This is a genomic window from Acinetobacter vivianii, from assembly GCF_014635885.1.
GTDB lineage: Bacteria > Pseudomonadota > Gammaproteobacteria > Pseudomonadales > Moraxellaceae > Acinetobacter > Acinetobacter vivianii.
The window spans coordinates 304,362-316,750 of record NZ_BMDR01000003.1 but is presented as its reverse complement, the minus strand read 5'-3'; the positions used below and the strand labels follow the sequence as shown (position 1 = coordinate 316,750).

Sequence of the window (12,389 nt, the reverse complement as noted above, 5' to 3'; positions counted from 1 at the left end):
ACGGTCATCTTAATATAGATGACCTGACGTAAGTACTAGTTAATTGTGATATTAAATTAAGACTTAGTAAGTATATTTGATAGGAGAAATATCCCCTTTTTTTCTTTCATAATCTTTCGGAATTTTTTTGCCTATATATAGAGCTTTGATATCATCAGGAGCTTCATCAGCTATAAAACCAAATCTATTAAAATCACTTTCTTGAATTACATGCATTGGAAAACTCTCAGCAGTAGCTTTCAACCAAATAGCATTGATATAAGCACCACGAATAATCCCCTGAGAAACAGCAAGAATAACCTCTGCTTTTTCAGCTCTATCTTTATTTACTCGCCATGCAAATCTAACTGCATCATATATTGAGTTATTCTTAATTCCTTTATTAATTGATATTAATAAAACTTTATGTTCGAAAATAGCCTCAATCGCTGCATATTTTTGATTGATTTCATAAACATGCATGACTCCATTTTCACTGTTTCCCGAGCCATTTTGGATATTAGCTAGCCCTAAATAGGCGTCAATTAGGGCTCCCTCAACCTCAAATGCTGTTTTTTCATCTAAAGCATGTCGGTGAATGACGTGAAGGACTTCTAGCCCTGAAGCTTTGATTTCTCTAATACGTTGAATTTTATCCGATATAGCATTGCTATCTTGAGATATTTGCTCATCATAGATATGGCTAAAGATACGGTTTCCTTTACCCTTACCAATATAAAATGTTTGCCCATCTCTGGGATCAATTAGACGATAAACATAATATTGCAAATGTTCTATGACGCCCAATCGAAAAGACTCTCTACTCATTTTATTTAAATATATGATTTATAAAACATATATCTAATTTTTGCTAAAACTGAAAGTATTGTCAATGGGAGCCATTTGATATAGATAATTGAAAAAAGCAAAATACAACCTCACCAGTAGATAAAGCCGAAGAAAACAAACAAAAAACTCAATAAACAGAAAAGCCTCAAATATTCCCCCTTAATCCTACATCATCTTTTTTTCTACAGCTAACAGCGCTGCCAGTGAGTACCACTATTGTCCAGAAGGGTGAATGCATAGCATAGTTTTACGGATATTTTTATATAAATAAAAAATTATAATATATTTCATTGCCTTATAGGGTTTTTAAAAACAGGAAATGTAAATAACTTTGGAAATTTTCCTAAGCCTTAAGTTTTCCATGCGTGTTGCTCTGTGCAGCGATAGCAACTCTGAAAAGTTGGCGTATCGACATCACAATTAGCATGGAAAGCCAAAGAGCTGGAAACGGTATGGGGAACATGTTGGGTAGAGTGGAGAAGGTCCAGTGACTTATTTGGACCATCAGGCTATCGACCAAATGGATCACAAAATAGTCCGTTGAGTCAGAACTGAACCAAACTTACAGACAACAAAAAACCCCATAAATCAAATATTCATGAGGTTTAATGATGGTGCCGGCACACGGATTCGAACTGTGGACCTACTGATTACAAGTCAGTTGCTCTACCAACTGAGCTATGCCGGCAACGTGGCGAGAATTCTACAGAATCTGCTTAAAAAAACAAGCGAAAAAATGAGCAAACGGAGAAAATTCATCAGTGCGTCGAATTTTCGCCAGTTTCCTGTTAATTATTCAGCGCATAAACAAAGGAATCAACGATTTCACCCGTGCTTAAATGCGCTTTGACAGGCACACGTTGATAGCCTGCACCTTCGAACTCATCTAATGCTTGCCAGTGTTGTTCTAGATTGTCTGAGAAGAATACAAAACCAGATACCTTGTTGTCACTTTGATCGAGCACAATGCCTGGAAAGCCTAGTTCTGCACCCCAGCCTTGTTGTTTGAGCGTACCAAATACATGTGCGTCTGCCCATGTGCCACCAATATTTTCCATAATATGGGCATTGGGACGGTTCGGTCCTAAAGTGCCGTAAACGAATAAACTGAGCATAGTGAAAGCGAGGAAAGTAAAAGAAATAGATTAGCAAATGTAAGAAAAAATAGGTTTGATAATAAAGTTGTTATTATTGATTTTTTAAATTAAAAAATTCTGGCGGTGAGAGAGGGATTCGAACCCTCGATACGCGCAAACGTATACACACTTTCCAGGCGTGCTCCTTCAGCCACTCGGACACCTCACCAAGGTGTGCGATAGTAACCAAAAAAATGCGGGCTGCCAAGTTGTAGTCGAACAGATTTGCAGAAAAACTTTTTAGCTAGTGATAAGATTGCGCCATATAACGTTCTAGTTTGAAGACGACATAATATGCAAAGTACTGCAAAAAAAGCCGCATTGCCCGCGATGACGCTGGCAGCATTAGGGGTGGTATTTGGAGACATTGGGACCAGTCCGCTCTATGCAATACGGCAATGCTTTGTCACGGGACATGTTGATATCAGTGAAGGATCGATTCTTGGTATTCTTTCCCTGATCTTCTGGTGTATGAACCTGACCATCAGCTTTAAATATGTGTCGATGATCATGCGTGCAGACAACAATGGCGAAGGCGGGATTATGTCTTTGCTGGCATTGAACCTGCGCTCTAACGTATTCAGCAACAAGAATAAAATATTTCTGATCGCACTTGGCTTTATCGGGGCTTCACTATTCTTTGGTGACGGGATTATCACGCCAGCCATTTCGGTACTATCGGCGATTGAAGGCCTGAGTCTGGTCACGCCTGCTTTAGATCGTTGGTTAGTCCCGATTGCGCTCGGTATCTTAACGGCTTTGTTTTTGGTGCAAAGACATGGTACCGCCACCATGGGGAAATTCTTTGGGCCGATTACCTTACTATGGTTCGCTTCAATTGGTCTCATTGGACTGTGGAGCATCATTCAGACGCCGTATGTATTGATGATGGTCAATCCTTATTGGGCACTGCATTTTGTATATGATCAGCCGACAGTTGCCTTTATTACCATGGGTGCTGTGATCCTGACCATGACCGGTGGTGAAGCGCTCTATGCCGACATGGGGCATTTTGGACGTATGCCGATTAAATTGGCTTGGTTCATCGTAGTATTGCCTTGCTTATTGCTGAATTATGCAGGACAAGGCGCTTTGCTGTTACGTGATGCCAAGGCGATTGAAAACCCGTTTTATTTACTGGTACCTGACTGGGCGTTATTCCCGATGATCGGACTGGCAACAGCCGCAGCGGTGATTGCCTCTCAAGCGGTGATTACGGGCGTATTCTCAATGGCCAATCAGGCGATGCAGTTACGTTATTTGCCGCGTCTCACTGTGCACCACACCTCTGATGTAGAGCAAGGGCAGATCTATTTGCCGTTCATTAACTGGGTGCTATTTATTTCGGTGGTGATCCTGATTCTACTGTTTGAAAGCAGTGCCGAGTTGGCAAGTGCCTATGGTGTCGCTGTGACCATGACTATGCTCTGCGGTACCATTTTGATCTCGACACTGGCCTATGGTGTATGGCGCTGGCCTCTGTGGAAAGTGGCTTTATTTGCAGGTCCTTTCCTGATTATTGACCTGATTTTTGTGGGTTCAACCTCATTAAAAATTTTATCAGGTGGCTGGGTGCCAATCCTGATTGGTGTGGTGGTGTATACCATTCTAATGACCTGGAAACGGGGCCGTGAAATTGTTTACAACCGCATGGAAACCAATGCTTTACCGATTGAATTATTTATTAAAAGTATTGGTATGAGCAAGGAAACACAATATGTGCCAGGTGAAGCGATTTTTCTGACGGGTACTCCAAATATTGTGCCGCATGCGATGTTACATAACATCAAGCACAACAAGGTGCTGCATGAGCGTAATGTGATGGTGACGGTGTATACGCAGGATATTCCGTATGTGGCTGAAGCCGACCGCTTAAAAGTAGAAAAGCTGGATGAGCATTTTTATCGTATCTATGTGTATTATGGCTTCAAGGATCAGCCGAATATTCCAGTTGCACTGGAACAGGCCTATAAACAGCTGGGTTTTGAATTCGATATGATGCAAATGAGTTTCTTCATTTCACGAGATCGTATTGTGCATACCGTGGGAGACGGCATGTCACCTTGGCGTGAAAAGCTGTTTATCTCGATGCAGCGTAATACTAGTCCAGTGAGTGACTTCTATCAGATTCCGACCAACCGAGTGGTGGAGTTGGGAAGTCAGATCGAAATTTAAGTTTAAATTGATAAAAAAGGCACGCTAAAGTGCCTTTTTTATTGTCTGTTGAGCAAGTGTACAGATTTGCGACATAAAATGTCGTTCTCGGCTGAAACTCAATATACAGCAAGGCTTTGAGTTGTTAAGCTTCGCGTTCATATTGATTTTGATGTAGTTATGGCGAAGAAACCAACCAGAAAGGGTAAAACACCATTTGCTTTTTTGAGCCAGAATGTTGGAAAGATTATGCTGGCTGCGGTCGCGACGGGAAGTTTTGCGATTGCGTTTGGCAATGAAAAAATTTCTAAATTGATCCCGTTTCAGTCGAGTAATGGTGCCTGTTTAAAACAGTTCTATCGAGATGTCCCGCCTTTATTGAGCAAAGACAGTCTAAAAAAAGACAGTTATGCGTTGTGTTTTAATGATTTCAATGTGATGTATTCGGGAATTTCGAAAACGCCTTTATGGTCAGCCGAATACCTCACGCCTGAACGTTTAAGCATCAAAATCAAACGTGAAGACAATTTCCACGAAGAAACCCGTGTGCAACTGGCTCATCGTGCTTTGCTGTCGGATTATCGTGGTTCAGGTTATGACCGTGGGCATATGGCGCCGAACGGGGATATGAATAATACCGCAGCGCAATATGACAGTTTCTCCTTAGCCAATATGGTGCCTCAAGCACCTAAGAATAATCAGGAAGTATGGCGTAAATTGGAAGAAGCTGTGCGTTCGATGGTGACCAAACAGCATAAAGATGCCTATGTGCTGACAGGCCCTATATTTGAAGGCAAGCGTCTGAAAACTATCGGTAAAGGGGTAATTGTCCCGACGGCCGTGTATAAAGCAGTGTATTTACCCAAGCAGGGGATTATTGGTGCATATTATGCCCCGAACAATAATTCGCTACAGGTCAAAGTGGTAAGTGTCTGCTATCTGGAAGAAAAACTAGGGATTAATTTATTTCCACAATTGACCGAACAACAGAAACGTAATGTCTATCAGCTTCCATTGTCTGCACAACAAGTGAAGCCAAATAAAGACATTAGTTATTCGCATTGGGATGGGCAAAGTCAATGTGCGGAAGAAGCCAAGACCGATGCCATTCAGGCTCAACAACGTCAATTTAGTTCACAATCCAGTGAGGCGACGGGCAGTAAATTCCCGCAAATTGATGAAGAGACCAAACAGGTGATGATTAATCAGCTCATTAATGCACTGGTGCAGTATTTCTTACAAATGTTGCGATAAGAAACGCTTGCAAAGTCATTGTGCTTGGCCCATGTTGTTTTATATACAACAATAATGAGGGGGAAAAGATGTTTAAGCCTTTTGAAAATGGAGATGAGTCTTCAGCAATCTATGATCTGACCCTAGAAAATCAGGTCGATTGCGTGAGCTTATATGGCAATCTGCAAATTACCAAAGATCAGGCAGGTTTAAAAACTGCAAAGGCATTACAAAGCTTTATCAATGATGTGGTGGCGGCTTTGGAGAAACAGGAGTTGCCTGAGCAAATTGAACGCCAACTAGAACAGGAAATTGAAAACCCATTTTTATAAATAAAAAAACAGCCGATAAAGGCTGTTTTTTTATGGCGTGTTGGAACTTAGTTTTTCTCGCTGCCCACGACCTTGTAGATCACTGCACCGATAATCGCACCGATAATTGGTGCAACCCAGAACAACCAGAGTTGGCTAAGCGCAGCAGTTTCAGCAAATAAAGCAACCGCTGTACTACGTGCAGGGTTAACTGATGTGTTGGTCACAGGAATACTGATCAAGTGGATTAACGTAAGCGCCAAACCAATCGCGATTGGTGCAAAACCAGCAGGCGCACGACGATCTGTTGCACCCATAATCACGATCAGGAAGAACGCCGTAAGGACTACTTCAATCAGGAATGCAGATGCGACAGAGAAATGGTTTGGAGAAAGTTCGCCATAACCGTTGGTTGCGAAGCCACCTGTACCAGCAAAACCTGCCTGACCTTGTACGATAATGTACAGAACGAACGCGGCAAGCGCACCACCAATGACTTGAGAGATGATATAAGGCACGAGGTCTTTGGCATCAAAACGTCCACCTACCCATAAGCCAACGCTGACCGCAGGGTTAAAGTGACCACCTGAAATATGGCCAAAAGCATAAGCACCTGTTAAAACAGTTAAACCAAAAGCAAGCGCAACACCTAGAAAGCCGATCCCAAGTTCTGGAAATGCTGCTGCAAGGACAGCACTACCACAACCACCAAAAACAAGCCAAAAAGTTCCAAGAAATTCTGCTAAATATTTGTTCATTGTTATCACCAAACATGTTTTTAAAAAATAAAAAAGCAAGCATCCAAAAATTTATTATGGATATGTGTCAACCTAGTGAAAAAATGTGAACTATTTCACAAAGGTATATAGGCTCTTGTATAAAACGTGCAAGCAAAAGGGTCAGTTGTGAAACCGTTAGTTCATGGGTAATTTTATTAAGAATTGTAAATAGTGTTGTTGTTCCGCCACTGTTGCGGGGTTTGTCCTGTCCAGATTTTAAAAGCACGCTGAAAAGCGCTTTGTTCGGAATAACACAGCAGTAGCGCAATTTCCTGCAAACTGAGGTGCGGATCTTTTAAATATTCGGTTGCCAGCATAAAACGGACTTGCTGCACCCGTTCCTGAAAAGTGGTGCGCTGTTGTTGTAAATGGCGTTGTAATTGACGTACCGAAAGTCCTAGTTTTTCTGCGATAAAATCAAGCTGATATTGGTTTTTTTGCAGCCCTGTCAAAATGGCATGCTGTAAACGCTGATCCAGTTGTGTGGAGTTTGGTAGCTTGTCCAACAAGGCTTGGGCTTGCTGTAGCAGTAATTGCTGCAAGGTATGATCACCCGTACGTAACGGCTTAAATGCTTCGCTGACAGGAATCAGGAGTTGTGTTTTAGGCTGGTCAAAGCGGACTTTGCAGTGAAAATACTGTTCATAAATACTGATATTTTTAGGTGCTGGATTGACGAAATGTACTTCATGTAAATGAATGCTGTCTCCAGACATAAACAGTTTCAGAAATTGCACCATCAACGCAATGGCAATTTCATCGGTCAACTGGGTTGGATGAGGTTCAGGCGCTTCCCAGCGAATCGAACCATAGGGAAGTCCTAACTCGACCAGCAATGGGCTGCCATCATAAATCAGGCGATGGAAATCATGATAACGCGCCAAAGCTTCACCTAGATTTTCACAGGACAAGGCCAAATAGGCAATAATACCCAAGTGTTTAGGTTGCACATAAGCCGCAATATCCAGTCCTAGACCCGCTTTGGGATGTAGGCGGTTAAGATCTTCCAGCAGGTCGCGCCAGATCACATAATCAAAACGTTCCAGATTTTGAACTTTTTGTAATTGTTCAGGAATTAAAATATTTTCTGCTTCGCAATAGGCTTTTAATAAATGCCCCAAACCACCAAAAACAGAGCCTGTATAGTTTTTGAGTTGCGACATCCTGTGCGCCTCTTATTCTGTCGTGTTTTGTCAATATAAATATATCGTATCGTCAATACTTCGCCTACAAAAATTTATATCTTTAATAAAAATAAGGAAACATTTGGAGAAAACCATGATTAAGGGTTTTATTGCAGGCTTGGCTGTAGCCAATGCATTTGAATGGTTTGCACATAAATACATTTTGCATGGTGTACATCGTCCCGGTCAGCCACGTTACAGCCCTGTGCCAAAAAGCATGGAATCACATTGGGCACATCATCGTGAAGTGCGTAAGCAACAATTTTCAGATGATTGTTATGTAGAAGGTGTCGATCACTGGCGGACACGTAATGAAATCATGTCATTGGCTGTGGTGGCTGGAGTGGCGAGTATTGCGTTTTATCCCATTTCAAAGGGAATGTCTCTGGCAGCGCTTTATAGTGCAGGCAACTATTATTATGTCCATCGTCGTGCCCACTTGGAACCTGATTGGGCCAAACGAACAATTCCTTGGCACTATGATCATCACATGAACTCAAATCAGGATGCCAACTGGTGCGTCACCCGACCGTGGTTTGATTATGTGATGGGAACCCGTGTAGTTTCTTCAGCAGATTTAAAAGAAGCCAATCCATTAGGTCTGCCATTACCAGCAGCGTTGTCTAAAACGCTCACTCAAGCGATTGAATCAGTCTTTCCTGCCAAGTGGGTGGAGCACAAGCCAAAACTGGTCACAGCAGTGCAAGCAGAAAATGAACAAAATGATGCGGTCGCTTAGCGTTGAGAAACAAAGAGAAAGTGTGGTTTTTATCGGCAATGCATGACGAAGGAAAAAGGCTTTCGTCGTGAATTGTCAATAAAACTGGTTTTTAATGTCAATATTTCTGCGCATTTAATCGCTAATTTAGCTCAAGCATGATATTTGACTGTATTTTGCTCAAAATGGATATGTTTCTGTTACCTTCTAGCGTTGTATAACGCAGTTTCTTGCCTTGCTCAGCAAGGTATTTTTTTGTCTATAAAAATACTTTGAATAAAAAAACCTCTCAAGTGAGAGGTTCATTTGTTCTATCAATTATGAATCAGAGACGCATCTCAATGCCTTGTGCTGCAAGGAATTGTTTGGCTTCTGGAATGGTATGCTGACCAAAGTGGAAAATAGAGGCAGCAAGTACAGCATCGGCACCGCCTTTTAAGATGCCGTCAGCCAAATGTTGTAAATTCCCTACGCCGCCTGAGGCGATGGTTGGAATATTGACACGATCATTGATCTGACGCATTAATGCAATGTCATAGCCTGCTTTGGTTCCATCGGCATCCATACTGGTAATCAGTAATTCGCCTGCACCAAAGTCTGCCATTTTTACCGCCCACTCAATTGCATCGATGCCTGTCGGTTTACGACCACCGTGAGTGAAAATTTCCCATTTATTTTCGCCAGTTTTTTTGGCATCAATCGCAACCACGATACATTGTGCGCCAAAGCGTTGCGATGCTTCCTGTACAAACTCAGGAGTAAATACTGCTGCCGAGTTAATACTGACTTTATCGGCACCTGCATTGAGCAATAAACGGATATCTTCAACTTTACGGACACCACCACCCACAGTTAAAGGAACGAAAACGCTTTCTGCCATTCGTTCAACTGTACGGTATGTGGTGTCGCGTCCATGATGGGTAGCAGTAATATCTAAAAAGGTAATTTCATCGGCGCCTTGTTCGTTGTAACGACGGGCAACTTCAACAGGGTCACCTGCGTCACGAATATCAAGGAATTGAACGCCTTTGACGACTCGACCATTATCAACATCTAAGCAAGGGATAATACGTTTTGCGAGCATAAAATTTTCCAAAAAATCGCCAATAAAGAAAGGGGTGCTACACCTTCATGGAGGGAACAGGTATTCTATCAAACTTCACAGCTATTTTTTGCAGGTTTTCCATGTCGGTTTATACCCCGTTGAGTTTAGAAGAAGTTCAAGCCTTTGCCGAACCTTATGGTTTAGCAGTGATTGATCTGATTCCAATCCAAGGCGGTATTCAAAACACCAATTACTTTTTGGTGGATCAATCACAGAAACAATATGTTTTGACGGTTTTTGAAGAGTTAGATGCTGAAGGGGCAGGCGAACTGGTGCCTGTACTGGATTGTTTGGGGCAAGCGGGTGTGCCAGTGGCAGTGCCGTTAAAGCATAGTGGTCAGGCAATTCATAGCATTGCCGATAAGCCTGCACAAATTGCACCGCGTTTGATGGGCGAGCATCCTGAAGATGCCAGTATTATCCAAATTCAGGCGATTGCACAGGCGCAGGCAAAATTGCATTTGGCTTTGCAGGACTTTCCTTTAGAACGGGATTTTAATCGTAATCATCAATACTGGTCAGAGGTCGCAGCACAGCTTAAACCACAAATGAATGTGGAAGATCAGACTTTATTGGCACAGGTTTTTCAGCAGTTTGCGCAGATCACGCAACAGCATCCAGATCGTCCTACCGGTTTTATTCATTCAGATTTATTCAGAGACAATACTTTATTTGAAGGCGACCAGTTGCAAGGTATCCTTGATTTTTATGAATTGAATCAGGATGAATGGTTATTTGATATTGCGATTAGTATCAATGACTTCTGTACCGCTTATCCGCAAGCCCATCTTGATCAAGCCAAGGCAGATGCCTTTTTGAATGCTTATCAGACCATTCGGACGCTGACTGAGGATGAATTGGCTTGTTTAAACATTTTCTTGGCGATGGCGGCTTGTCGTTTCTGGAGTATGCGTTTGCAGGTTGCCCAGAAAAACGCCGAGCATGGGCGTACTGGCGATGATATTTTGCAAAAAAATCCGCTGGAAATGCGCATGATGTTGCAAGACCGTCTACAACGAATCACAGCTTAGGAAAGTATCATGCGAGATCAAGGTCGATTAGTTGAATGGTTTGATGATAAAGGCTATGGCTTTATTCAGCCCAATGACCCACAAAAACAACGTGTTTTTATTCATATTAAAGACTTTGCTCGTACGGGGCCACGTCCACTTGTTGGCTGTGCGCTGGAATATGTGGTGATTCTGGATGAGCGCGGTCGCTATCGCGCTCAGCAGGCGGTGTACTTAAAAGCCTCGCAAGTGTTTGAGCATAAAGCCAAACCTGCAAAACCAACAGCCTCTAAACCTTGGTCAGCGATGCAGATTGCGATCGTGATTTATATCGTCTTTATGGTGGTCGCAAGCTTTAGCAAATTGTTGCCGCCATATACCTTGTTATTTGTCAGTTTGATGAATGTCTTGAGTTATTGGCTTTATGCACAAGACAAAGAGGCAGCCCAATTGGGCAACCGCCGTATTCCCGAACAGACCTTGCATATTGTGGACTCTTTGGGTGGATGGTGCGCAGGTTGGCTTGCTCAGCAAAAACTGAGACATAAAACACAAAAACAACCGTTTCGTAAGATTTATTTCTGTACCATAGTCTTCCATATATTGTTGATATGTTGGTTAATTTCTCCGCTCAATGTGTTTTACTAATTGAGGGAGTTTGACGCTGGAGATAAATAAAAAATGAATTATTCCGTTGATCAAGATCCAAATCGTACTTTGACTTTGGTGCTGTATGTGCTTTATATCATTGCGATTTTTTCTGGTGGTTTATTGGCGATTATTGCCTTGATTATTAACTATGTAAAACGTAGTGATGTACAAGGTTCGATTTTTGAAAGCCACTTTACTTGGCAAATCCGTACCTTCTGGTGGTATTTGGCTTGGAATATTATTGCCTTTATTCCGTTCTCGTTCCTGTTTTTAACGGGAGATAATGGTACTGCCTTTGCGGGTGTGGCTATTTCTGCAACAACATTTGCTTTTGCAGTCATTTTTGGCGCATGGGTATGGATTGTCTATCGTGCGATTCGCGGTTTGATTGCCTTAAATGACAATAAACCGATGTACCAGTAAGTTATAAGCATCCGAAGGCTGATGAGTTGGTTTTAATCAGCCTTCTTTTTTATAAAAATGATTAAGTTGTAAATTATATTTTTATCACTTTGATTGAATTGAAAAACGAAGAAAAATTTAAAAGAGGGTTTTAATGGATCATGTTGTTGATCAAAAGGCATATCGCGGTCTGACCTATGTTTTATATATCTTTTATCTTATTTCAAGCTTCACGGGCGGCTTACTCGCCATCATTGCTTTAATGCTGAACTATATCAAACGTAAAGAGGTTAAAGGAACGCTACTCGATAGCCATTTTACTTGGCAAATCCGTACCTTTTGGTGGTGCTGCCTGTGGAATCTATTGACCCTAGCTGTACTTGCACTGGCACTATTTCATCAGGAACTCGGTATTCCATTTTCTGATGATCATGCATCTTTGATATTTTTTATTGGATTGGCATTTTTATTTGCTGCATGGGCGTGGGCGGTGTATCGGAGCCTTCATGGCTTATTTTGTTTATATGACAATAAACCGATGTATGCCTGAGGTTGGCCTATGATTATTGAACATGTTTATTTGAATATTAAAGCTGAACAGAGCGACGCGTTTGAAGCGGCTTTTCATCAGGCCAAATCGATTATTTATCCGATGGATGGGCTAAATGCAGTTCAACTGATTAAGCATACCGCAGGCGATGGTCGTTATATTTTAATGATCTTTTGGGACAGTATTGAGCATCATACTGAAGGATTTAGGAAGTCGGCAGCGTATCAGGAGTGGAAAGCGCTATTGCATCCCTTTTATGATCCGATGCCTACGGTCGAGTATTACCAGCCATGCATGCTGCTGAAAAAGAAAGAACCACAGAATTAAT

14 protein-coding genes and 2 tRNA genes are annotated in these 12,389 nt (G+C 41.9%); 9 read left to right on the top strand and 7 right to left on the bottom strand.

Translation table 11 applies throughout. The features are described 5' to 3' along the window. Positions 1-63 precede the first annotated feature (63 nt). The 4 genes from IEV36_RS08075 to IEV36_RS08060 all read right to left on the bottom strand — a co-directional run bounded on the left by IEV36_RS08075 (position 64) and on the right by IEV36_RS08060 (position 2,133). Positions 64-786: an LEM-3-like GIY-YIG domain-containing protein gene (locus IEV36_RS08075; protein ID WP_228128995.1), complete on the bottom strand. Its 723-nt coding sequence runs from the start codon at positions 784-786 to the stop codon at positions 64-66. Between the two features lie 654 nt (positions 787-1,440). Next, a tRNA-Thr gene (locus IEV36_RS08070) sits at positions 1,441-1,516 on the bottom strand. A gap of 100 nt (positions 1,517-1,616) precedes the next feature. Continuing rightward, positions 1,617-1,943, bottom strand: coding sequence for a gamma-glutamylcyclotransferase family protein (locus tag IEV36_RS08065; protein WP_004776174.1), 327 nt, complete (start codon positions 1,941-1,943; stop codon positions 1,617-1,619). Positions 1,944-2,043: 100 nt separating this feature from the next. Then, positions 2,044-2,133: transfer RNA gene (locus IEV36_RS08060), tRNA-Ser, on the bottom strand. A 125-nt stretch (positions 2,134-2,258) separates the two neighbouring features. Between IEV36_RS08060 and IEV36_RS08055 the strand changes: the two genes are divergently transcribed. From IEV36_RS08055 to IEV36_RS08045, 3 genes are all read left to right on the top strand, one after another. Next, complete coding sequence (locus IEV36_RS08055) at positions 2,259-4,139, top strand: potassium transporter Kup (protein ID WP_005260085.1); 1,881 nt, start codon at positions 2,259-2,261, stop codon at positions 4,137-4,139. Positions 4,140-4,298: 159 nt separating this feature from the next. Beyond that, positions 4,299-5,372, top strand: a complete 1,074-nt coding sequence (locus IEV36_RS08050) for a DNA/RNA non-specific endonuclease (protein WP_032863992.1) — start codon at positions 4,299-4,301, stop codon at positions 5,370-5,372. A gap of 68 nt (positions 5,373-5,440) precedes the next feature. Then, complete coding sequence (locus IEV36_RS08045; RefSeq protein ID WP_005260083.1) at positions 5,441-5,683, top strand: hypothetical protein; 243 nt, start codon at positions 5,441-5,443, stop codon at positions 5,681-5,683. A gap of 47 nt (positions 5,684-5,730) precedes the next feature. On the opposite strand, the gene aqpZ is transcribed toward IEV36_RS08045, so the two are convergent. Further along, a complete protein-coding gene (gene aqpZ / locus IEV36_RS08040; RefSeq protein WP_004776159.1) occupies positions 5,731-6,420 on the bottom strand; it encodes an aquaporin Z in 690 nt (229 codons plus the stop codon). A gap of 176 nt (positions 6,421-6,596) precedes the next feature. Next, positions 6,597-7,604 (bottom strand): AraC family transcriptional regulator, encoded by a 1,008-nt coding sequence (locus tag IEV36_RS08035; RefSeq protein ID WP_005260082.1) that lies wholly within the window; start codon positions 7,602-7,604, stop codon positions 6,597-6,599. Positions 7,605-7,719: 115 nt separating this feature from the next. Between IEV36_RS08035 and IEV36_RS08030 the strand changes: the two genes are divergently transcribed. Beyond that, on the top strand, positions 7,720-8,364 hold the full coding sequence (locus IEV36_RS08030) for a sterol desaturase family protein (protein WP_005260081.1): 645 nt from the start codon (positions 7,720-7,722) through the stop codon (positions 8,362-8,364). 304 nt (positions 8,365-8,668) lie between these two features. Here the strand turns inward: IEV36_RS08030 and hisF are convergent, their stop codons facing one another. After that, on the bottom strand, positions 8,669-9,427 hold the full coding sequence (hisF, locus tag IEV36_RS08025; protein WP_004776152.1) for an imidazole glycerol phosphate synthase subunit HisF: 759 nt from the start codon (positions 9,425-9,427) through the stop codon (positions 8,669-8,671). Between the two features lie 101 nt (positions 9,428-9,528). Here hisF and IEV36_RS08020 point away from each other — a divergent pair, with 101 nt between their 5' ends. The 5 genes from IEV36_RS08020 (at position 9,529) to IEV36_RS08000 (ending at position 12,388) form a co-directional block, all read left to right on the top strand. Then, positions 9,529-10,479 carry a homoserine kinase gene (locus IEV36_RS08020; RefSeq protein WP_005260076.1) on the top strand — a complete coding sequence of 317 codons (951 nt, stop codon included), beginning with the start codon at positions 9,529-9,531 and terminating at the stop codon, positions 10,477-10,479. Between the two features lie 9 nt (positions 10,480-10,488). Continuing rightward, complete coding sequence (locus tag IEV36_RS08015) at positions 10,489-11,106, top strand: DUF1294 domain-containing protein (protein WP_005260075.1); 618 nt, start codon at positions 10,489-10,491, stop codon at positions 11,104-11,106. Between the two features lie 33 nt (positions 11,107-11,139). Further along, positions 11,140-11,532, top strand: a complete 393-nt coding sequence (locus tag IEV36_RS08010; protein WP_004776149.1) for a DUF4870 family protein — start codon at positions 11,140-11,142, stop codon at positions 11,530-11,532. Between the two features lie 133 nt (positions 11,533-11,665). Next, on the top strand, positions 11,666-12,061 hold the full coding sequence (locus tag IEV36_RS08005; protein ID WP_005260074.1) for a DUF4870 family protein: 396 nt from the start codon (positions 11,666-11,668) through the stop codon (positions 12,059-12,061). A 9-nt stretch (positions 12,062-12,070) separates the two neighbouring features. Beyond that, entirely contained in the window at positions 12,071-12,388 is a 318-nt protein-coding gene (locus IEV36_RS08000) for an antibiotic biosynthesis monooxygenase family protein (protein ID WP_004776144.1), read from the top strand. The last annotated feature ends 1 nt before the right edge of the window (position 12,389 follow it).

Coding starts and splice junctions, on each gene's coding strand:
- IEV36_RS08030 (WP_005260081.1), top strand. CDS start 7,720: ATGATTAAGGGTTTTATTGCAGGCTTGGCTGTAGCCAATGCATTTGAA.
- IEV36_RS08050 (WP_032863992.1), top strand. CDS start 4,299: ATGGCGAAGAAACCAACCAGAAAGGGTAAAACACCATTTGCTTTTTTG.
- IEV36_RS08010 (WP_004776149.1), top strand. CDS start 11,140: ATGAATTATTCCGTTGATCAAGATCCAAATCGTACTTTGACTTTGGTG.
- IEV36_RS08055 (WP_005260085.1), top strand. CDS start 2,259: ATGCAAAGTACTGCAAAAAAAGCCGCATTGCCCGCGATGACGCTGGCA.
- IEV36_RS08045 (WP_005260083.1), top strand. CDS start 5,441: ATGTTTAAGCCTTTTGAAAATGGAGATGAGTCTTCAGCAATCTATGAT.
- IEV36_RS08005 (WP_005260074.1), top strand. CDS start 11,666: ATGGATCATGTTGTTGATCAAAAGGCATATCGCGGTCTGACCTATGTT.
- IEV36_RS08035 (WP_005260082.1), bottom strand. CDS start 7,604: ATGTCGCAACTCAAAAACTATACAGGCTCTGTTTTTGGTGGTTTGGGG.
- hisF (WP_004776152.1), bottom strand. CDS start 9,427: ATGCTCGCAAAACGTATTATCCCTTGCTTAGATGTTGATAATGGTCGA.
- IEV36_RS08015 (WP_005260075.1), top strand. CDS start 10,489: ATGCGAGATCAAGGTCGATTAGTTGAATGGTTTGATGATAAAGGCTAT.
- IEV36_RS08000 (WP_004776144.1), top strand. CDS start 12,071: ATGATTATTGAACATGTTTATTTGAATATTAAAGCTGAACAGAGCGAC.
- aqpZ (WP_004776159.1), bottom strand. CDS start 6,420: ATGAACAAATATTTAGCAGAATTTCTTGGAACTTTTTGGCTTGTTTTT.
- IEV36_RS08020 (WP_005260076.1), top strand. CDS start 9,529: ATGTCGGTTTATACCCCGTTGAGTTTAGAAGAAGTTCAAGCCTTTGCC.
- IEV36_RS08065 (WP_004776174.1), bottom strand. CDS start 1,943: ATGCTCAGTTTATTCGTTTACGGCACTTTAGGACCGAACCGTCCCAAT.